Annotated in this window: 26 protein-coding genes; 3 read left to right on the top strand and 23 right to left on the bottom strand. The window is 53.2% G+C overall.

Translation table 11 applies throughout. From position 1 onward, the window contains the following. Nucleotides 1–142: 142 nt before the first annotated feature. The 22 genes from PHU01S_RS07580 to PHU01S_RS07480 all read right to left on the bottom strand — a co-directional run bounded on the left by PHU01S_RS07580 (nt 143) and on the right by PHU01S_RS07480 (nt 17,500). Nucleotides 143–796 carry a LysM peptidoglycan-binding domain-containing protein gene (locus PHU01S_RS07580; protein ID WP_127506939.1) on the bottom strand — a complete coding sequence of 218 codons (654 nt, stop codon included), beginning with the start codon at nt 794–796 and terminating at the stop codon, nt 143–145. A 13-nt stretch (nt 797–809) separates the two neighbouring features. Next, a complete protein-coding gene (locus PHU01S_RS07575) occupies nt 810–2,918 on the bottom strand; it encodes a phage tail tape measure protein (protein WP_164763010.1) in 2,109 nt (702 codons plus the stop codon). A 174-nt stretch (nt 2,919–3,092) separates the two neighbouring features. Further along, nucleotides 3,093–3,491 (bottom strand): phage tail assembly chaperone, encoded by a 399-nt coding sequence (locus PHU01S_RS07570; protein WP_127506935.1) that lies wholly within the window; start codon nt 3,489–3,491, stop codon nt 3,093–3,095. Nucleotides 3,492–3,548: 57 nt separating this feature from the next. Then, nucleotides 3,549–3,974 (bottom strand): phage tail tube protein, encoded by a 426-nt coding sequence (locus PHU01S_RS07565; protein ID WP_127506933.1) that lies wholly within the window; start codon nt 3,972–3,974, stop codon nt 3,549–3,551. 17 nt (nt 3,975–3,991) lie between these two features. Further along, a complete protein-coding gene (locus PHU01S_RS07560) occupies nt 3,992–5,044 on the bottom strand; it encodes a phage tail sheath subtilisin-like domain-containing protein (RefSeq protein ID WP_127506931.1) in 1,053 nt (350 codons plus the stop codon). A gap of 62 nt (nt 5,045–5,106) precedes the next feature. After that, a complete protein-coding gene (locus tag PHU01S_RS07555; protein ID WP_218032424.1) occupies nt 5,107–5,532 on the bottom strand; it encodes a hypothetical protein in 426 nt (141 codons plus the stop codon). 19 nt (nt 5,533–5,551) lie between these two features. Then, nucleotides 5,552–5,977 (bottom strand): HK97 gp10 family phage protein, encoded by a 426-nt coding sequence (locus tag PHU01S_RS07550; protein ID WP_127506927.1) that lies wholly within the window; start codon nt 5,975–5,977, stop codon nt 5,552–5,554. Continuing rightward, the gene (locus tag PHU01S_RS07545) at nt 5,977–6,294 is read right to left on the bottom strand and encodes a hypothetical protein (protein WP_127506925.1); all 318 of its coding nucleotides are present in this window, start codon (nt 6,292–6,294) and stop codon (nt 5,977–5,979) included. Before PHU01S_RS07545 ends, PHU01S_RS07550 begins: the two co-directional genes overlap by 1 nt. After that, nucleotides 6,295–6,696, bottom strand: a complete 402-nt coding sequence (locus PHU01S_RS07540; protein ID WP_127506923.1) for a hypothetical protein — start codon at nt 6,694–6,696, stop codon at nt 6,295–6,297. A 23-nt stretch (nt 6,697–6,719) separates the two neighbouring features. Then, on the bottom strand, nt 6,720–6,932 hold the full coding sequence (locus PHU01S_RS07535; protein ID WP_127506921.1) for a hypothetical protein: 213 nt from the start codon (nt 6,930–6,932) through the stop codon (nt 6,720–6,722). 49 nt (nt 6,933–6,981) lie between these two features. Further along, complete coding sequence (locus PHU01S_RS07530) at nt 6,982–8,097, bottom strand: SU10 major capsid protein (RefSeq protein WP_127506919.1); 1,116 nt, start codon at nt 8,095–8,097, stop codon at nt 6,982–6,984. A 63-nt stretch (nt 8,098–8,160) separates the two neighbouring features. Continuing rightward, nucleotides 8,161–8,841, bottom strand: a complete 681-nt coding sequence (locus PHU01S_RS07525) for a phage scaffolding protein (RefSeq protein WP_164763009.1) — start codon at nt 8,839–8,841, stop codon at nt 8,161–8,163. Nucleotides 8,842–8,923: 82 nt separating this feature from the next. Then, on the bottom strand, nt 8,924–9,163 hold the full coding sequence (locus PHU01S_RS07520; protein ID WP_127506917.1) for a hypothetical protein: 240 nt from the start codon (nt 9,161–9,163) through the stop codon (nt 8,924–8,926). Further along, nucleotides 9,160–9,654, bottom strand: a complete 495-nt coding sequence (locus tag PHU01S_RS07515) for a hypothetical protein (protein ID WP_127506915.1) — start codon at nt 9,652–9,654, stop codon at nt 9,160–9,162. The genes PHU01S_RS07520 and PHU01S_RS07515 overlap by 4 nt, the downstream gene beginning before the upstream one ends. Then, on the bottom strand, nt 9,654–10,493 hold the full coding sequence (locus tag PHU01S_RS07510) for a phage minor capsid protein (protein ID WP_127506913.1): 840 nt from the start codon (nt 10,491–10,493) through the stop codon (nt 9,654–9,656). The genes PHU01S_RS07515 and PHU01S_RS07510 overlap by 1 nt, the downstream gene beginning before the upstream one ends. Beyond that, nucleotides 10,490–10,642, bottom strand: coding sequence for a hypothetical protein (locus PHU01S_RS27115; RefSeq protein WP_373864528.1), 153 nt, complete (start codon nt 10,640–10,642; stop codon nt 10,490–10,492). The genes PHU01S_RS07510 and PHU01S_RS27115 overlap by 4 nt, the downstream gene beginning before the upstream one ends. Then, nucleotides 10,639–10,878: a hypothetical protein gene (locus tag PHU01S_RS07505; RefSeq protein ID WP_127506911.1), complete on the bottom strand. Its 240-nt coding sequence runs from the start codon at nt 10,876–10,878 to the stop codon at nt 10,639–10,641. Before PHU01S_RS07505 ends, PHU01S_RS27115 begins: the two co-directional genes overlap by 4 nt. 353 nt (nt 10,879–11,231) lie before the next feature. Continuing rightward, entirely contained in the window at nt 11,232–12,791 is a 1,560-nt protein-coding gene (locus PHU01S_RS07500; RefSeq protein WP_127506909.1) for a phage portal protein, read from the bottom strand. 14 nt (nt 12,792–12,805) lie between these two features. Beyond that, complete coding sequence (terL, locus tag PHU01S_RS07495) at nt 12,806–14,497, bottom strand: phage terminase large subunit (protein WP_246029165.1); 1,692 nt, start codon at nt 14,495–14,497, stop codon at nt 12,806–12,808. A 621-nt stretch (nt 14,498–15,118) separates the two neighbouring features. After that, complete coding sequence (locus tag PHU01S_RS07490) at nt 15,119–15,514, bottom strand: phBC6A51 family helix-turn-helix protein (RefSeq protein WP_127506907.1); 396 nt, start codon at nt 15,512–15,514, stop codon at nt 15,119–15,121. 895 nt (nt 15,515–16,409) lie between these two features. Beyond that, a complete protein-coding gene (locus tag PHU01S_RS07485) occupies nt 16,410–17,258 on the bottom strand; it encodes a hypothetical protein (protein WP_127506906.1) in 849 nt (282 codons plus the stop codon). Further along, nucleotides 17,255–17,500, bottom strand: coding sequence for a hypothetical protein (locus PHU01S_RS07480; protein ID WP_127506904.1), 246 nt, complete (start codon nt 17,498–17,500; stop codon nt 17,255–17,257). The genes PHU01S_RS07485 and PHU01S_RS07480 overlap by 4 nt, the downstream gene beginning before the upstream one ends. Nucleotides 17,501–17,717: 217 nt before the next feature. Between PHU01S_RS07480 and PHU01S_RS07475 the strand changes: the two genes are divergently transcribed. The 3 genes from PHU01S_RS07475 (at nt 17,718) to PHU01S_RS07465 (ending at nt 19,100) form a co-directional block, all read left to right on the top strand. Beyond that, nucleotides 17,718–17,945 (top strand): hypothetical protein, encoded by a 228-nt coding sequence (locus tag PHU01S_RS07475; RefSeq protein WP_127506902.1) that lies wholly within the window; start codon nt 17,718–17,720, stop codon nt 17,943–17,945. 273 nt (nt 17,946–18,218) lie between these two features. After that, a complete protein-coding gene (locus tag PHU01S_RS07470; protein WP_021877114.1) occupies nt 18,219–18,467 on the top strand; it encodes a hypothetical protein in 249 nt (82 codons plus the stop codon). Then, on the top strand, nt 18,468–19,100 hold the full coding sequence (locus PHU01S_RS07465) for a hypothetical protein (RefSeq protein ID WP_021877113.1): 633 nt from the start codon (nt 18,468–18,470) through the stop codon (nt 19,098–19,100). Here PHU01S_RS07465 and PHU01S_RS07460 read toward each other — a convergent pair. After that, the gene (locus tag PHU01S_RS07460; protein ID WP_127506900.1) at nt 19,097–19,945 is read right to left on the bottom strand and encodes an ATP-dependent DNA ligase; all 849 of its coding nucleotides are present in this window, start codon (nt 19,943–19,945) and stop codon (nt 19,097–19,099) included. The two genes, PHU01S_RS07465 and PHU01S_RS07460, sit on opposite strands and share 4 nt — an antisense overlap. Nucleotides 19,946–20,463: the final 518 nt, after the last annotated feature.

Genomic DNA, 20,463 nt, shown 5'->3' with positions numbered 1-20,463 from the left:
ATATTAATCGCCTGTTCATCACCATCAAGCGTATTGGAGAGCTGCACCGTTAGCGTCCGGTAAGGCTTCGCGATATCTCCCGACCATTCTACCGATGTCACTAGCGCATCGATATACGTTTTGCCATCGTAAAGCACGCGTATCATGACGGCAGCACCAGTTTCATACCCGGCTTGAGCGCGTTAGGGTTGGCGCCGATTACCGCCTTATTTTTATCGTAGATCGCTCGCCATTTATCCGCGCTACCGAGCGTCCGGGCTGCGATTTTGGACAGTGTGTCGCCGGACTTAACGGTATACGTTGCGGGCGCCGTCTTCGTGCTTGGGCGCGCTGCTGACGTTGTTATAGCGGCCGCCTTCGTTGCTGGAGCGTCGGACTTCTTCGGTAGCGAGATAAACGCGTATTCCTTTAGTTCGAGCGTATAGTAGACATCGCCCGGCTCGCCTGCGCGCTCCTCGTACTCAAACGTTCGAATCGTCACCGCTACGTTAATCGGCGTTCCCGTAACAATAAAGCGGCACGGCTTGCCCGACGCCTGCCAGCGCAGGAGCGTCTTTACGATATCCCACGGCCGCTGTAAATCGATATAATTGCAATAGCTCGCGTTGTAATCGCGCGGAAAGAAGGACGATAGTGTATATGTGGTTCTCTTTGGCGCGGAAGGTACGGTATACTCGCCGAAATTGAGTATTGGAACATCTTCGAACGCGCCTGCCGACGTTGCCCCGATTCGTTCGGGATTTACCGGGAGCCATAGAGACTCCGCGCCATTATTGAATTTCAGGTATATTTCCAATTAGCGTCCTCCTTTACCACGCGATTTGTTTCGCGATGCTGTGCGCAATAGCGTCAATGTCCGATTCCTTGCGGACCTGGAACGTGTTTCCTGTAACGGTTACTTGCGCCGGTTTTTGGTTGGCGATTTGTGTACCGAGCGTTTGGAGCCGTTCATCAACCTTCGGAAGATGCGCGAGATAGCCATTCGATAAGATAAACTCCGGCTGTTTCAACAGGTTATCGACGACGTCTTTGTTAAGCGGCGCGTTTGTAACGACTTGTTCCCGGTATCCCAGTGCCTTCGCAAGTTCGACGCCCCATTCTTTCGGATACTTTGCAAGAGCATCCGCTATTGATCCGAGCGCCATCGCTTGCCCAACGTATGGAATGATTGCTCCGCCAGTCGGTACTTGCGATTTGCCTCCGCCGGTTTTAGGCGTCGTACTCGACGAAGTCGGGCCTCCGCCTTTTCCAGGAGTTGTCGATATTCCTTTAGCGCCGAGGTACCCGCCAAGTAGCGCCATCATCGTCGGGTCACTGAGTATTCCCTGAAGAATTCCCGCGCCGATCGATACGCCGATCTTTGTCGCAGCTTCGATAAGCGGTTCGGAGGCTTTGAGCGATTGCGCCAACATATCGGTAATCTTCGTTCCCATCGCGGCAATCTTCGTACTTCCACCGCCGCCGTACCAATCGTTAAAGCGGGTCATGATATCGTCAAATACAAACGAAACCTTCGCTTTTAACCCGTCAAGCTTCAGGAACTCCGGATTTTTGAGGTAAGCGGAATCCAAAAAGCTGCGGAATTGCGCGACGATAGCCTGCGCAGACTTCGTAATCTGAGGCGAGTATTTCTCAATGCCTTCAGCCGCCCAATTCGCGAAGTCCTTGATCAGCGGCATTGTCGGAAGAAGCGCGCTTATTTGCAGCGTTTCAAGTGCGCCGCGGAATTGCTCGACTGCTCCGGCAGCCGTATTCATTTTTCGTTTGGCGACGTCAAGCGCGGTAACTTTCGACATTTCTTCACGGAACTGCTCTACGCCTTTTGCGCCGGCCTTGTACAGCGATGCTGCCGCTTTTACGCCGTCCGTACCGAAAATATCGAGAAAAAGCGCGCCGCGAGTTTGATCGTTAAATTTTGAAAACGTCTTGTAAAGTTGTTCCGCGATCCCGGCGACATCTTTAATTTTTCCGTTCTCGAAGAATTTGTTCGTTTTTCCTACGCCAAGGCCGAGCGCTTTGAACATTTGCGTAGCTTTCTTCGTTTGTGGCTGCAGATACATGAGCATCGACTTAAACGATGTTCCCGCGTCCGAGCCGTTTTTAAGGCCGTCGTTACTCATCAAGCCGATAACGGTATTGAAGTCTTTGAACGATACCCCGAACTGATCCGCGATCCCGCCCGCCGAAGCCAGCGCATAGCCGAGGCCGTGTACATCCGTCGCCGCTGCGTTCGCCGTACCCGCAAGCACATTCGCGATTTCGGCCGCACTCAGCCCGTCTTTCCGAAACGCGTTCATACTCGTTGACATGGTTTCGGCGGCTTCCGTTAAGTCCAGGCCACCAGCCGTCGCCAAGTCGAGCGCCGCGCGAAGTCCGCCACCCATAACGTCGGCTGTCTCCATACCCGCCTTAATAAGCGCCTCGATCGCCTGCCCCGCTTCTAATGCGCTATATTGGGTACGCGCACCTTCCACCAAGGCAAGCGACTGCATTTTCGCTAGGCCGGCGTTGTTTATTCCGGTTAGCGCTTGGATAGAAGCGAGTTGGCTTTCGAAATCCATCGCTTTTTTAACGGATGACCCTACGGCGAAACCCGCTGCTCCTACCGCTGCCGCGCCGAGTCCGATCGCTCCCCATTTAATGCCGCGACCGACTTTGCGCTCAAGCGACGTAAACGCGTTGCCTGCGCTTTTTAACGCCTTTTCGGTTAACGTTAGCTCGCGCCTGACTTTTCCGCCCGTTGATACGTAACGACCGCCAGCCGCCGTCATCTTCGTCGTTGCGCTGGTGTATGTCGCGGTTGCTTTCGTGACTGACGCGGTAGTCTTCGTTACGTCGTCTATCTGACGCTTAACTTTTCGTAGTGGACCGGTCATACCGTCTACCAGTTTCAGCCTGGCTACGAGATCATACGCCACTCTTTGCTCTCCTTTCCGCATCTTTGCGCGCCTTATCCTCGTCCTCAAGGGCGACGATCATTGACGCGTACATGAACATCCGATGCCGTTTATCCTTCGCGTAAAATTCATCCGGCGGGATATGATGGCGCTGGAAAATAACGTGTATGTACCACGCCTCACCGCCCGCCCGAATTAGTTTTTTGCTTCTTCCAGGAGCTCCTCATCGTCACCGAAACCGGACGCGTCCATGACCGCCTGCAGAACTTTCGCGATCTCTCCGGGCAGCAGCGCCTTGCCTACGCAGTCGAGCGCGTCCGATGCTTTGTAATGATCCTGCAACGCTTTATCGTTAAAGTCCGGGTCAACGGATGCCTTAACGATGACAGCCGCTTGAAACTGCCTATCATCGAGAGACTTCGTACCTTTAGGGCCAGGAATCGTTGCTTGTACGGTCGCTTCCGAAAGTTCATCGCTTGTTAGGGATCTCACAGTAAAATTTCCGCCCAAACGCGGGATGTAGACCGTCAATTCCTGTTTCAATGTCGCGCCGAGAAGCGCTTGAAGCGCGTTAAACTTCGTTGCCGTTGCCATCTATAATCAACCTCCGGTTATTTTCGAAATTAAAAAGCGGACCCGAAGGCCCGCGCGTTAGACTACGATTCGATCGAGAAGTTCAACTTCTGAAAAAACGAAACTGTGTTCCTCTTCGACGACTTCTCCGACAGCGAATTTGATAACAGGGATCTTATCAAACATCACGTTTTTAACACGAACACGGTAAGCACCAGAAGCCTCCGGATCAGCCAGTTTAACTATCAACTCCGTTACAAAAGGTGCGCTAGTGTCGTTAGTAACTTTGAGCAGTTTATCTTTAAAGTTTGTCGTAAGGAGGTAGCTAGTGTAACTTCCAGTACCTTTAAGTCCGGTAACTTTATGCCCTTTCCAGCGGGAGCCAGCACGTTTAATTTCCTCTATATCAACATCGATATTTACTTCAACTTGGAAAACATTCGTAAGCCAATTACCGTCCGCATCGAACAGTTTACCGTGATTGCCGCTATAAGCCTCTGCCATTATTCGTTACACCTCCGTTAGATATTGACCGTAATCAGGATTCGCTCCATGCTGTCAACCTCGACGTAGCCAATCAGCAGGTACACCGTGTCGCCGACGCTAGACCGCTGCGGATCGAGTTGGACCGTCGGATTCGCGAGCACATTCGAAGTCTCCAGCGTTTCGAGATACGCCTTAATCGCCACGATAAGCGCCGCCTGGCCGTCCTCGTTATTGTTGATCTTGCCGATATAGGCGTCGGCCGCCGTCTTCGTAATATCCGTCGCTACCGCCTGCCGTGCGCGGATCTGGCGGATTTTCTTTCCGCTGGTTACGACGCCCTGCTCGACTTTGATTTTCTCGCCGTCGTTTACGAGGACCAGCGATCCCTTGCCGAGCGCCGTCTTGATTTCGGCGTTAGTCAGTCGCTTGTTAACGTCGTCAACCGGTGCCAGCGCGTAGGTAATTGACGCGTTAATCGCTGTGCCTGCGATAAGGCCCGCCACCCATGCCGCGTACTTGCCGGAGCTGACCGCCGTCCCGTTGATTACGCCGCCGACCGTGAGGTTAACGATGTAGTCATCGGACACACGTACGGAGCGCGCATCGCCGGTCGCCGGTGTAGCGTCGTCTGCCGCAACGGACGCGCCAAATACCGCCATGAAATGCTTACCGTCTGCGCGATTGGCGGCGACCCACGTTTTCACAGCGTCTTGTTCGGCAGCCGCAACCTCGCCGTCAAACGCAAACACGTTAAACGGACGCGTGTCGAAAGCTATGCGCATGTCAGCGTAATCCGCCGTAACCGCAGACGCCGGCAGCGTATAGACGAGAACTTCCTTCGCGCCACCTTGGAGCGCGTATTTGATCGATGCGATATTAGCCGCGCCGAACAGTGTTGTTGCGTCAGCCTCCGTCGTTACCGTATAAAACTGCTTCGCCGCTGCCGTTCCGCCGGCGCACGCTTTAAGCGGAATTGCGACCGTACCGCGTGCGCCGCCTTTAATTTGCGCGGCCGCTGCGGTGACGAAGTTGATATAAAGACCGGGGCGCGTCGGAATTGATGTCGGGTCCCATTGACCGCCTGCCATAGAAGCACCTCTCTTCGTAAAATCGCGCAACAAAAAAGAGCCGAACCGATTGGGCTCGCCCCTTACTGATAGCGCGTATTGATTTTCATTATCTTGTCGTACACCGCCTGAGTCCGCGCCTCTCGCGTTTCCGCGCTTAGAACGCCGATCGCCGCGTAAAGCCCGCCGTCAGTCTCGAACGGCATCGAAAATGAAAACGACTCCGTCCGCACGTAGCGCAGGGAGCCGTCATTCATCGGAATTGTATTCGATTGGTATACTGCCGTACTGAGCGCGTCCATTGCCGCCAGAACATCCGGAGATTTCGCGCCAAAGTATACGATTTGGTATTCGCGTTCAATCCGGTAATGGGCCGGCGTCTCAAGCGTGCGTTCATCGTTTTGGAGTCGGATAACGAACGTGTTCACTTTCGGTACTTTCGGCACCGTCTGCTTTTCGGTTATGGCGGTCGGAAACGTGCGCTTGATAAACGCTTCGATCGCGACCAATTCGTTAATCAGCGTCACGCTACCACCCTTTCCGTTTTAGTTCATCGGCGATCTCCGCCTCAATGCCGCGCATCCACTTTTCGCCGTTCTTTTCCGCAGGTACGTCGAGAAAGCGACCGACCGTGCCCGGCGTCTTACCGCTAAACTCGTCGCCCTTAACTTCGTGGATGTAATAAGCGTAATTAAAGCGCCGACCGCCTTTCGTCCGCTCGACTGCGTTAGCCGAAATACCACCGGTCAAGTTTGCGCCGGCTCCTTCGATTTCCTGAACGGAAATTGACCGCCGCAGCGTACCCTTATCGATTGGCGCGACGTCCACCGCTTCCCGCTTCCAATCGTCGAGGGCGTCGTGCATGCCGCGCTTGGCTCCGGCTGCGATCGTATCGGCCGCGCCTTCAATCGCGTGCAAGAAACGCGACATATTGAACTCAAACTCGGCCGCCATCAGACGTATACCTCCGTAAGAATCGCCCGACCGCTCAGCATCCGCTTAGGCGCGATAGATAGCGGTTTTCGTTCGATCGTCGCACCGAGTTCATCCGTGAACGTTATTGTGTCGTCGTATGAAATGTCCGCTAGTTTATGGAGCGTAATGCGCAGGCTGGTGACGGCCTCTTCGCCGGTTGGCGTCTTGACCGTTTTCGTTTCGTTAACCACGCGAGCCGGCAGCGTTAGGACAGCGCCATTTTCGACGCCGCCCCAGCCGTCCGATTCGCCGGCCTTCGTTACCGTAATCGTTTGTTTCAGCGGAATGAGCGCCATTTACAGCACCGTCCAATAAACGCGTCGCTTCGAAAGCTTAATTCCGCCGTTCTCCGCACCAATCAGGTCGAGCGCCGCCTGCGGGATGTAACGCGATAAGTCCGATCCTGGCGCGCTGACCATCCCGTCCTTAAAATCGAAAGAGCCAACGCCGTCAACGGTAAAGCCGGTCAGTCCCGCCTGTGCCAAGCGATTCGTATCGTTAAACACCGTCGCGAGAACGTTTGCGAACTCGTAGACCGCGCCGTCCGGTATTGTATATCGCGGATACTTTGTCGTAAGCGTGCGAGATGCGACGTTAACGATTCGTTGTTTTTTCGCTTCGTCAGCCGTCGTCCAGTCATCGATATCGATACAGTTGAGTGCAATATAAGCGTCCGCGTCCGTAGTGCTGAGCGCCATAAGACCGCCGCCTCCTCCGTTTATTATTTAGCGGAGGGTTTGCGCGGGGCTGGCGCCTTTTTCGCGAGTTCCTCCGGTTGTGGTTCGGCAACTCGCGCCACCCATAGCGGGCATAGCGCGTCGAGTACGGCGATTTCCGCCTCATCTTCCGTTTCGTAGGCGCCTGCGTGGTCAAACTTTACGTCGACAGCGCCGGATACAACGCCGTAAAGCGGATGTGCTTCGTACTTAGCCATCGTTTACCTCCCGTAAAGAAAAGGCGCCCCGTTAAGAGCACCCGAATGATTAGGATACCGAAGTGCTGACGTTTTCGAGGACCGCGATTTTCTCTTTCGCGTTCTTAACTTTGATGCCGTACTCGCCGCGAATCTGACGAGCAACGTAGTCGGCGCCGGGAACGGACGCATCGACGTCGTACATGCCGCGCAGAGCACTCAGCGACAGGATACTGCGGTCGAGCAACGCGACTTTATTTTTCGGGAAGTTCGGATCGACTACGATAGTCGCTTCATTACCACCGACGATGTCAGATACGAACGTTGAGATACGGTAGCCGGTCGTTTCGTCGCTACGCTCGGTGCGGATCGTTCCGCCGGCCAGTTTCGAAATTTGACGCGCGCCGGCCGTATTCGTCAGAATCGTATTGACGTTGCCGCCGCGTTGGTAAACCTCTTCCATGACGTCGTTAAGCGCCTTGGCGGAGATTTCAGCGCCGGCCAGGTTAGCCTTTTTCGCGCCGTTAGCGTTCGCGAAGTACAGCAGACCGCCGGAAGTTGACGGCGTACCTTTGGCGCCTTGAATACGGCGGCCGTAGATCAGCCAGTCATTGAGCTCGCGCGCGGCTTCTTTCAGGCGGAGTCGAACTTGGTAGTTCAATTCGTCCGAAACGTTGTACGTGTTGACGGCCATTTGCGTATTGGATACGGACGCGTAACGCTCAATGATTTGCGTGTAGTTGTAGTCCGTGTAACGATCGTGACCTTCGTCTTGACCGATTCCTGCGCCTTGAAGCTGTGGACGCGCAACGATACGGAGCTCAGCGCCAATTGCGATCGCGGCTGCGGTCGTACCGTCGAATCCGCGAACAACCGTCAGGACGTCGCCGGCAATGGCGGTCACTTTGATGTACTCTTCGCCAGCTACGACGATTGCATTAACGCGGAATTTCGCGCCGTCGCCGTCGTTAACCGTAAGGGACGTATCGCCAACAGCCGCGGCCACTTTCAGGTTGGCGCGGTTGGAGTTCAGGTTATCGCTCATCCACTCATATTTCGTTTGGGACAGGGGCGCGCCGTTCATACCGACCAGGCCGAGCAGCGTAGGGGCGTCGTTGATAATAAGGGAAATACCGGCTTCGAGTTCGCGAACCTGGTCTTTAAAATCATAAGTCAATTGTGGCATTCTGCTTGTTCCTCCTTGGATTTAGGGAATATAAAAAGACGACCGATGAATTCGGCCGCCTTCTTATTTCGCAAGTTGTTTGATCTTGTTCGAAAGCTCAACGACTTTGTTGAAATCGCGTCTCTTGCGCGCTTCGTCCAGTTGAGCTTCCAGTGTTTTTACCTCGTCTGTCGGGTCCGGGTTACTAGCGCCACCAATTTGACGCGGTTCCTTTTTCGTTACCTCAACGAGATACGGTTTCGCAGCCACCAACGCGTCGAGAACGTCCTTTGCGCCGACTACGTTGCCCTCGTCATCGACCGTAATTCCCGACACATCTGCGAGCTTAAACGCATCTTCCAGCGCGTCGGAACGGATACCGGCGTCTTTGGCGAGCGTCTTAAACTCCGCTTTGATCAGGCGTTGATTAGCCGCCGTCAGCGCCTTATCGCGCTCAGCTTCGGCATCTTCTGCGCGTTTCATTGCGGCGGCTTTGTCGGCATCGGCGCGTTCCTTATCGGTCAGCTCCGCCTTCTTGCGTTCTGCTTCCGCTTGTTCAAACGCGGTCAGCTTCGTTTTGACGTCGTCGTAGTCAGCGAATTTCTTGCGCTCGCGTCCGATTCGGTCCGCGATGATGCGGTCAAACTCCTCCTGCGTCATTTCAAGTTTCTTCGCTGGCTCCGGTTCGGGCGTCGTGTCCGGATCTTCCGCGAAAGTCTGCAGGTTGAGTTTATATCGCAAATCGCGTTTTACGTCGTTAATCATTCTCGTTACCTCCGCCGTTTAGAGCCCGTCGGCTATCGGATATTCAGACCGTTAGTTTAACGTCATAACGTAGGACAGAAAATTAAGAGATTATTCCTCGAACTTTCCAGATGTCAAAGTCTAGCTGCCAGCCTGCCTCTGCATAAGGAGTTGCTGACAACCCTTCGTAGGTTACCGGCTCTACGTCACCGAATGCCGCGAGCATAAAGTCCAGGGATGTGCCGCGCTCACCCCTACCCTCAGTTGCTTCTTCCAGAATAACCGCAATGCTTACTGCTTCATCGCGGGTTGTAAAATGTTCTTTAATCCACGCCTCTGTCATCTTATGGTCATCCCCCATTGAGATATAGTGAGTGTATTAGCTGCAGTATTAGTTACACGCCACTTCAAACGGTTTGCTCCTTTAACTGATTTATCCGCAAGTTGAGGATACTGACTAGCCGAAGCGACTGTATCAACAAGGGCGGATGCATCCCCATACTCAGCAGTTGTAATAATAGTGTTGTTGTAAGCTGCTGCACTTTGAAAGGATAGTTGACCGTTGTACACCTGCCGACCCGCAGCGTTAAACCAACCGGTTTCGAGATACTGACCCGATGCAATTACCAAGGAGCCTGTCAGAAGATCCGAAGTTTTCAAGTTTACTAACGAGGGAATGGGGAGAGAGCCAGAAATCTGTACGTTCGGCGCTCCTCCGCTTCCCTGCGTTACCTCGTACGCGTCAGTCTGCGGATTGTAATATTGGCCCGGCACCGTTTTATATGTCGCGTTCTTTCCTACCGCCTCGTTAAGCGGCGCTGTATTCGCTGGCATTACGTACCTCCTTCGATAGTTTCCGGACGCCTAACCGGACTCACGAGATGCCGGCAATTCGGGTGAAATATCTCATTCCGTGGCAGCGCGCCAACATACGGATAAGCTCCCGGAGCGTCCGGCGTTAATTTCACGACTTTTCCTTCGTATAGGCGGCATTTATCCGTAGCACCGTGCCGCGATATCAGACCGTATTGCACATCTCTCGCGAGTGCTTCGTTAATTGTCGCGTCATTATGCGCCTGCATCATCTTCGTACGCGTCAGCATATCGACGTACACTTCCGGTTTCCAGCGCCGCCCGGCCGCATCTATAATGCCGGTATTTACGCTGTCGCCGAGCGTCTTCCGCATGCTAGCGAGCGTATCGCGATTGATGGTCCGCCGCCCGTTAATTCCCGCCGCCATGTTCGCGCGCATCGAATCAGCAGCCGCCTTCCGTACCGCCGCCTTAACGCGCCGATCGATATTCTGCGTCACCGCGAGCAGGTCCGCCTGCGTGTCCGCGATTGCTGCCGCCACCATCGCGCTATTCGTGCGCGTCATCCGTACGAGTTTCTGCGCGTCCTCAAGCGATTCGACCACGCCTAGCGCCAATACCGCACGAGCAACGCCGTCACGCGCCGCGATTGGTACATTTTGCGCGACCCAAGCCGCCGACTCTGCGTTGAGACTCGTTAGGATGCGTGATACTTCGGAAAGGGCAGCCGTTGTCATGGCGCGATCCATATTCGTAATATCCATGCGCTCCAACTCCGAAAGGATAGCGGTGACGGCGTCCTTGTACGCAGAGGTTAGGCGCGCGATGGAACGGTCGTAGTTCGGTGTTGGCGTGATCATACCGCTACCCCCCGTATGAACTCCGATAGCTGTACTTCGTTGTTATTTCTACGTCCGTACAGACGATGGAAGTCGTCGTGACACGTTTTACAAAGCGTGACCCCATTCGTAACATCAACGCGCCTGTCGCGATGTTCTGCGTAATTCAAAATGTGATGAGCGTTAAGGTACCGTCGAGACTCACCGCAGCAACGACATCGATACCCGTCTCGCTCAAATACCTCTGTTCGCCATTCTCTGTATGCCTGGTAATGTCTTCGAGTAATTCGCTCATCGTCCGTAATGTGCGGCTTCTTATTTCCTTGAGCGCGACAATATTGGCAGCGATGCCCGCGCATGAAGTGCGACCACCGAATGGAAGAGTCAGTTCCGCATTTACAGACATAGCGCAGTTTCTCGTTAGGATTCGCGCGATACTCATCAAGTAGCACGCATCCAGCATCCGCAAAGAATTGCGACACGTAATCATGCGTATAAATTACCTTTGCAAGCGAAAGCTTTTTTCGCCCGCAATCAGCGCAATTTCTTCCCTTTTTAGCGTTCTTATAACTCATGTGGCTTTCATTTCCACAAGAGCAGATATATCGCATGGGGTGCTCCGAATTCTTGTAAGCATCTTCAAGCAAGACGAATCCGCGGCTCTCAAAAAACTGTCTAACAATTTCCAACGTCAGCTTAATCGCGGCTTCCTCCTAACGCGAAAGAAACCGCAAAGCCATAAGGCCGCGGTCTCTTTGTTTATACGTTAAATACCGATGCGTCCACGGTTCCAACTGTAGCTTTTTCATCCTCCGCAATCTTGGCGGTGATGTCGCGCACCTTATCGTCGGTGATGCCGTCCATGCGTTTTATCGCGCTCTCAACGTCGAGCGTTGCCTTACCGCCTGTGCGGATTGAATACGCTTCGGCTTCGGCCTTCAAATCCTTCGGCAGACCGTCCTTCCAGTTGATCGCTGGGTAAATCGGATCATACGCGATAAAGTCGTCCATTCCGTCGTTTGCGAAGTTTTCGAGCTTCATCGCGATCCATAGCGCGTCTCGGACGGCGCGGTCGACGTAGTTACGAATGCGTTTGACTTTCGTTAGAATCGGCATCATCCGCATTTGTATCGCGGAGCCATCGCTGTGAGACGTACCGGAACCGCCTTTATCCTCTGCGAGCGTCGTACCGAACAACCATTGCGGGGTTTCGGACATTTGGTAGACGAGGCCGAGCAGAATGTCGAGCTCTTTGAAGCAGCCGTCAAGCTGCGAGTTCCACTCCATATAGCCTGGCGCGATATCTTCTTTAGTAGTCGGAATGTATTTCCCACCAAACCGAATTCCCCCGTCAGCCTCCGTAGGCAGCTCCGGTCCGTAAGCGGTAGGGTCGCCGTGCCGGTGCAGCACGTAATCAATCATCGTCATCCGATCATTAATCGCGGCTAAGACGCTCTCTAACTTCTCGATGCCGCCGATACCGTTCCAGCGGTCGTCCACCGTCTTATACGGAATATGATGAACGAGAAGTTCCGGAATACCCGTCTCTACAACGTCTTCATCGCGTCCGGTCTCGGCTTGTTCACCAATCTTAAACAGCGGAATAGTTACGCCGTATGATGTGTCAACGCCGTTTTCTTCGAGCCGGTAGCGTTCATACGTGATATAGCCGGGGATATGGCGCTCGACTACGAGAAACGGAACCTCCACGTAACGCTCACTTTTACGCGTCAGATACTTTTCGAGGCCGGGCCGCATTTCAGTCGCTACCCATTCGACATACGCGATATTGATCGCCTTGAACCGCTTACGTGATCCGCGCGACAGCTCCGGGAATACGATTGTCGCGTCCACCGCTTCGATAATCGGTTCATTTGCGATTTCCGGCGCTTCAAACTGAGCGCTCACCGTTTCGCTCACATCGTAACGCGGCGCATAATACGTTTTGAGGAACGCGTCACCGCGGATGCCGGCTCCGGTTACGACTTCGTGAATGAGCGTGTTCATGTCGTTCTCTTCGACGATAGACGCAAGTCGCTGCTGCTCAATCGCATCGTCCGGGTGGCCGCTGATATATGTCGGAGGCTCGCCAACTAGTAAATCGGCCGGCTTCGTGACGAGAATATCAACGACATTCACCGCGAGGTAAAGCGTTCGAAGCTGCGCGGCATGCGGCGTGTCTTTCAACAGTTCCGCAGCCCTTTCGTAAATCTCGTACTGGCGTCCGTCAAATATCGTTCTAGCACGCTTGTACGTCGCAATGCGCTGTATATCGGCTGCCGGCGGATAAGCGGCGCCCGTCGTAAACAACTTCCCCAATCGCTAACCTCCCCTCATAGCCATAGCGGCTTGTCAATTACTTTCCGTACCGATTTCTTCGCGATGCTTACCGCCATTTCGAGCGCATCTGGCAAATCATCGTGGCTCCCCGTTCCGTACATCTCGAATTGTTCGAGAAGCAGCGCATGTTTCCGCGAAAACTGAATAGCGCCACTCTCGATGTCCGGGAGTAGCGCCTCTATCCGGAGTTCTTTACGACTCCGCTGGTATATTTCTTTCACGCGCCGATTAACGGGATAGCCCGTAGCCTGCAGCGCCTGCTTCAGCTTGTGTACGAAGAACTCCTGCGCCGCCTGCGCCTCGGCCGCGATTCCAACCGGCTGCCATTCCGTTACCTTCGCGGTGATGACGCGCAGAAACACGTCAGGATGGACGCGCTCGCCGTACGTATCGACTACGTATGCCGCGCCGCTCTGCTTGTGTTTCGCGATCGTTACGATGGCTGAATAGTCACCGCGTTGCTTACCCATGGCGAAGTCGATGCCCATGTAGACGTCATAATCGGCGCCTTTAAAATCGCGCTCGCTGCCGTCGTAATACGTAAAGCGCTCCGGATTGAAGACCATCGATTCCTCGTCGACCGGATTGTTCATATACTCCGTATTAAACGCCTTGCTGCCGTTATCCCATTTCCACGTCATCAGCTTCCATATCGGCTGCGCTTCCGGCCACAACACGTGACAGCCGCGGTCCATTTCAGCGCGATTCAGCTCGTATAGCTCGCGTGCGTCCTTCGCCCGATTCGGATTGTCGCGGTCAACGTAGACGAGCCGGCACGCTTCCCATAAGTCCATCCGTTCGGGCCAGTCGATAATCGCTCGATAAACGCGGCTGCGAAAGTCTGACCGCTTATGCAGTACGTGAACGAGAAGTGCTTCGTGATGAACCGTTGTTCCCATGTATACGAAGGCCGTGCGCTTCCCTTTCGGATCTCCGAGCGGAACTACGGTTTGCGCGAACCAGTTCCGCATCTTCTCGCGTAATTCCGCCGTCGCCGCGTTTGATTTAACATCTTCCAAATCGTCGCATACGATAAGGTCCGGCCGCACGCCGTTCCAATTCCGCCCCCGCAGCGCCTGTCCGGTCGAAGCCGCCTCCACTTTCGTAAGCAGCCGCGGTATTCCGTTATCCTGCGGTTCCCATGCGATAAATTCAGACGAGTTGTCCTTCGGATTCTCCTGCTGTTTCGGCGACATCAGCGGTCCGAAGTCGCGGCGGAGTTTTTCGTTATGCTTGAGCTGCATCGCGATCCAGTCGAGGTTGCCGCTGGACACCGCAGGCGTCTCGGATATGATGATCTCGTATTTACGCTTGCGATACAGGATCTCGCGCAACGGGAACGCCTTCGACAAATACGTAGATTTTGCGTGCGAACGAGGCGCCGCCACCGCTACCTTATCGTTTGTATTCACGTTGCTGACATCGTCCATTATGACGGCGATATCGCGGTGAAACGCAGGCGCATCGTCCAAGCGCTCGATGTCGAAGCCGTCCCAGTTGCCGGCGTTGCCCGGATTGCGCGCCTCCGAGAAGTATTCGAACGAAAACGCGATCAGGTCGTCTTCGCCGGCGTTGATTCGCGCCAGCCGTTCGTATTCTTCCGTCACAATGTCGAGCTCGCGCTTCACATCGTCAGGGAGCGCGTCGATATCGTCAAGATCGACCGCGTTAACGACCGGCGCCAATTCTGCGAGTCTTGCGTCGCGCTCCGGACGCTTCAGCCATTTACCGTCTATCCATGCGATATCGACCGCCTCCCTTCGTTTTCGACGTGAAATAAGCGCCGTAGCATCGTTAGGGTACGAATACCCTCCGGAAGTGCTAGGCGCGCTAATTTACCGCGATTAAATAGGTCAAAACGTTATGCGTACGGTGGGACAACGAAAGGTCAAACGTTATTTTTGATACGCGGATTGTTTTCGGGCCTAGACCGCCCCCATACGCCACCCCGCTTGGGGGTAACGCTTCACCGCGCTAAATTATTGAATTGATTTGTCACGCTTTAACGCATTACAGCGTAGTACATGTGCGCAAAATACGGATTTTATTCGTATCTATGTTCGCATCCCCACCGCCGCCAAACCGCGCCATTACGCCATTCTTCCGTTACGGATACGAACACGTCCGCGAATTTGTACGCGTTATTTGTACGAATGTGCTGCGTAAATAGGCGTTATAAAGGCGATCGGCGCATGAACTCCGAAAAGTTTCGAAGAGGGCGCGCGTCAGGAGCCCCGTGCAGGATATTTGCGCCATCCCATACGTAATCACAACGCCCATACGCGCGCCGCTTCATTATAAGGCGCTCAGTGGACGCTATCTTGTGACTCTGCGCCTTTTGCCGCCAGTATACGTGCTCTCAACGCGTCTACATCGACCGTCCCGCTATCCTTCGTCTCAACCTCGACCTTATCCGTAAGCATACCGTTAACCTGCAGCGCTAACTTCGCCATTGCAGCGTTGCCGTCGCGCATAGCTATTTCCGCGAGTGACTCGATAAGCTCCGGTAGCCGGTCGCTGTTATTCCGAACGATAGCGCGCTTAAGCTCCGCATCGAAGACGGGATCTTTGCGCCAATTACCGATTGTATTAAAGTGGACACCGCATATGTCCGCAATCTCTTCGTATGTCTTACCGCCTTTATTCGGACGCGATAACCATTCGATAGCGACGTATTGGTCAGCGTTTAACGTCTTCGCCATGTCAACATTCACCTCCGCAATAAACCGTATTAGGCGGCCAAGACGGAGTAAATGGCGCTGGCTTAACGGGAGTAATCGTAATGTTCGGTCTATACGTATTCGTCTCGCCCACCAACCGCTTATACTCCGCGATCTCCTGCGGTGTGCCTTCGACTTGGATACCGTTAATTGTCGCTTTCATAGCGGACACCTCCGTTTGTTAGATAAACCCTCCGCGCTTGGCTATATACGCGATAAATAAAACGTACGCTGGCAATACGGTCATTAACGCTAAACATCGTATATGGCTGAACCAGTACGCTCTAAAAGGCGTTAACAATACCGCAGTATACGCGCCAATTACTAGCGCTAAATGAACGATGCCCCATACGATAAAGAACGTTAGCATACGTTAGCCTCCGATCTTATTACGTTTGCTTTCGTTGAGTCTTGAGACTCGGCGTAAGCTAAAGGGAACTGACGCGTCGCTACGCTCCTTGTCCCTCCGCGGCGGCTTCGCCTTGCGTCGGACTATCTATATCCTTTGGCGCGATTATCACTACGTTTAAGAGCAACGCGTCTCTAATCCAATAAGCCGATGTCGGCCCGCTTTTGGCCGGCGTCGAACGGTTTTGACCTTATGTTCGCGCTCGGTTTAGAAACCGGACGAGGACTAGCGCTAACTATGCAGTATTACAACCAGTAGCGCTCCCCAGCGCAACCTACTCGCACAATAAGCGCTAATCCTCCGTTTGCTACGAATTGTCACGTTAACTTCTACCGTAAGATTAAGAATCAATCTCCGCTATTTCAACGCAAAAAAGCCCGCAATCCCAAGCGGGACGCGGCTTCCAGCGTTTTTATTCGCGTGCAAAAAAGTGCACCTATCTGCCCGATTTCGTGCAAAAAAGTGCACCTAATTTTGTTTCCACTTGGCGAAGAGTGCCGCAATGGCACCGTCAGGCTCACCGCGTTTACGGCTGAACACGTACGGATTTATCACCGTAAATTTCTCGCGCTTGTCTCCTGCGTTAATCCATTCGTCGAGTATGCGCGATTTACGAAGCCGCGTCAGTACCGCTTTAACTTGACGTTCATCCAGCCCGACGATTTCGCCCATCTCACCATCCGTAAGAAAACGAATATCCTCGGCTGCAGCGAACGGGTCTGCGCAAACGAGGTTAGTATCGTAATGGATATACGGAAGCAGTTTGTAGACGAAGCCGAGGTCGGCCGCCTTCATATCGAACGATTTCAGCGCGGTGAAATACGTTTTAATCAGCGCGTCGACGTCTTCAGTCGCTTTCTTCCGGAAGTGGTAGCGTTCGTTCAACGTAAATGTGCCGGCCGTCTCGAATAGGATGCTGCGCGCTTCAAGCTCGCTGACCACAACGCGTGCCGTACGTATACTGACCGCCCATATGCGCGCCAGGTCCGCAAGGTTAAGCGGAGTGGATTCGCGGCCTTCCGTAACGAGTACGTTCGTCTGGAACGCAATGTGCGGCTGCAGAAGCAATATATAACCGCAATATTTATTCGAAAGGTTATCGGTAATGTCCGTCATGTTGCGCATGTGCCCAAATGCAAAGCCGCGCTTATCGCGAAATCTGGCGCGCCTCTTTTGGTTGGCTGCGTCCTGCTCGGCGTCTATTAGGCGGAATGGCCGGCCGACTTCATCGCGAACATAACCGTTGCCGATTCTCGTAAGGTTGCCGATCGGGGCGCCGCTGGTAAGGCGTTTTACTCGTCGTGATACGTTACTCAAGGCGTAACCTCCGCAGGCTCTTCAGCAATCTTGCGGTGTGCAATCTCTCTTTCGAGATCAAGCGTAGAGTAGTCGCGAAGCCCGGAGCAATAATAGACCGGATTAATTGCGCCGATACCCGCCTCCATTTCACGCAAGTCCGCAGTCGCCCGCTTTGCTTCGCGCTGAATCGCTTTAAGCGCGCTGATTGCCTCCGATACATCTACGGTTACTTTCGCGTTCAATTCGCCAAATTGGGCCATTCATAACGCCTCCTATTCGTTTTTGAGCGTAAGGTGGCCGGAGTATGCCCGGCTCTTTCGTAACCAAACGCAAAGAAGACGCCATCTCTGCGAAGAGACAGCGCCTTAAAACCTTCGTATACTCTATAGGTTTGAGATGACGCAAAATACACGGTTGTCAGCGTAATTAATGCCGTTTACAATGGAAAATATTACGTAAAAAGGAGCGCATATACTCGTGAAAGCCCGCCAATTAACGCATCCTATCCACTTTTATACCGCGCAGATGGAAAACGCGCTCGTACTCGTATTCCAGGACCGCGAGCTGATCGGAACCGGCCGTATTGAAGCGTTCGAGCCGGCGGTCACTCACGACGATCTAACGTACGGAATCGTAACGGTGCGCGGCGAGACGTATGTTCGCGAACATTGTACGTTTGAAATCGCGGAGGCGATCCCGCTTTGATAAGAGTCGACTACGAAAAGTTGCCGCTTAAATACTCGGTGCTGCCCGGACAAAGAGTAACGCATATCTTCGAATTTGAGCGCGGAATTGATCGCGACACTCCCGGATTTGTTGACGGAAATTACTATTGCGATGAACGGAATACAAGGCGCGCGCACAACTGGAAGGAAGCGTACTTAACGTGTGAAAAATGCGCGAGACATTATCAAGCGCTAATAAGCGGTGTAAATCAGCAGCCGCGGACTCAGCGTATTTAACGAGGAGGCGTTTATTATGATATTTATCGCGTTTCCGGTCGGCACATCCCCGGTAGTCTCCGGCAACTGGCGCGAGCTGAGTCCGGAGGAAATCGATTATGTAACGGAAATGGACGTCGGTCATGGCGATTTGAAGCCGACGGTCCTTCATACATACGATGGCGGCCGCTATCACCACACGCTGCAGTTAGACGAGAATTTCGAAGAGATTGATGCGGAAGAAAAACGCGCATTCTTGCGAGATAAATTACGTGAGGACTTGTAGATGCGGGTAGCAATTTTATGGCTTATAATTTTGGTTGGTATTTCAGGATGCTCGTCAAGTCAAGCTGTCGATGAACCATTACTAAAGAATTTAGAATTCTCAAACCCAGAGTTCACGCCTCTCGACAATGGGTTTTACACCTTCAGAGTTCAAGAAAAGAATCTCCCTCCGGAAGGTAAATACATTTACTCCCTAAAACAGGGCGATTATGAATCTGAAGGAGAGGCTATTTTAAAGGATGGCTTTATATATGCTTCGGATGTCGTAATCTCCAGACCCGCCGGAGTATTTGAATACACCTTTTCTACAAAAGAACCTATGGATAGAACCATTTTCGATCTGTACATGAACTCAGAGTATATTCAAAGAAGTAGTGAAGCTTCAATTAATTACAGCGGGAGTTATGATACTGGAAAACCAACAAATAACCTAAGCAGCAGACAAAGCGATAAAGACATTGAGATTTATGAGTTTGCTATGAATGAGTTTAACTCGCTTACGAACTACGGGGAAAATTACGATCCTGAAATTCACGATCCAATTGTGGACAAGAAAACGAGTGAGCATTTTGGAATTAGCGTAGAGGAAGTCGAAAGGATAATGATAGACGTTCCGTTCTCAAATCACCATTAAACGATAAACTTAACGAATTCCGGCGTCCTTAACCGCCCTCCACTCGTCCAATTCCGAAACCGCACCCGCACCTTAACGCGCGGCTCCACGTAGACGAAGGCGCGATCCTCACCGGTCACGAGCGCCCGCGCGACGCTATAAAACGCCTTCCGATGCGCGACCGGCACCGCGAGCTCTACGATACCGACGCCGCGCCCCGACTCGTCCTGCGCGAGCCAGCCGAATTCTTCCTTCCGCCAGCCGGCGATATAGACGTCGGCATACTCGTAATTGATAACTTTGAGCCACGCGGCCGACCGGCGGGATACATACGCGCTATCTTTTCGCTTGGCTACGATGCCCTCTAAGCGGCGCGCCTGCACAACGTCAAATAACGACCTACCCGTTCCTTCAACGCTTAATACGCGGCTGAAATACGGGTTATTCGTTATGCTCTCGTTTAGGATCGCCTTACGCTCGGTCAGCGGCAAATTGCGAACATCGCGGCCGGCCACGCTCAGCACGTCGAACGCGAAGAAATGGACCGGCCTCGTACGGGCAGCCTCAGTTATACGCGCTTCCTTGGCGAGTTTGAAGCGCTCCATGACCGACTCGAATTCGATTGCGCCGGTCACCGAATTGACGCAGGCGACTTCGCCGTCCAGGACGATATCGGAGCGCGTCGGAACGTCATGCAGCTCCGGATACTGGCGCGTGACTTCGTTGCCGTGGCAAGTATACATGTTCAAGCGGCCGCCGGATAGCGAGATAACGAGACGATGTCCGTCTATTTTCGGTTCAAATACGTAGCGATCGTCGTCAAACGGTTCCTCGCGCTTCTCCAGCAGCATTGGCGCTATAAACATCGTGTACACCCGCCTTTTTCGTAAATAAGGCGAGTATAACATTATGGCGGCTGGAATCGCGCTGGTAAGTTATGTGACGTCCTTAATCGTAGACTCGAACCAATACGAACGGCCGACGGAATCAACTCCGTCAAATGGCGGTAAGGTTCCGCGATTGATGCGGCCTGTTATTGCCGCGCGGGTACTGCCAATTTGGCGCGCTAGGTCGGATTGGTACACTTTCGCGCGAATATCAACGGGGGTATAGGCGCGGCCGTCCGGGTCGACAAGCACAGGTTGCCCAAAGCTGCTGGCGGCGTGCTCCGTTGTGAGTCTCCAACCTTGCCAAGGGCCGGAGCCGATCCATTCATTCACCATGGTCATCCTTCTTTCTTTTTTTCTGCTCCCTTCGTCTGTGATTTATAAGAATCCGGGATTTGTTTAGCTCATAAAACTCGTGTGAATATGCTCGCCTGCCATTTTGGTAAAGATGGTCATGACAATTTTCACAAAATTTTTGGTTTGCTGTCTTCAAGATA

Origin of the sequence: Paenibacillus humicus NBRC 102415 (genome assembly GCF_004000905.1) — a bacterium.
In the GTDB taxonomy this organism is placed as follows: domain Bacteria; phylum Bacillota; class Bacilli; order Paenibacillales; family Paenibacillaceae; genus Paenibacillus_O; species Paenibacillus_O humicus.
Note: the sequence above shows the minus strand (reverse complement) of the source record. Positions and strands in the feature narration are given on the sequence as shown.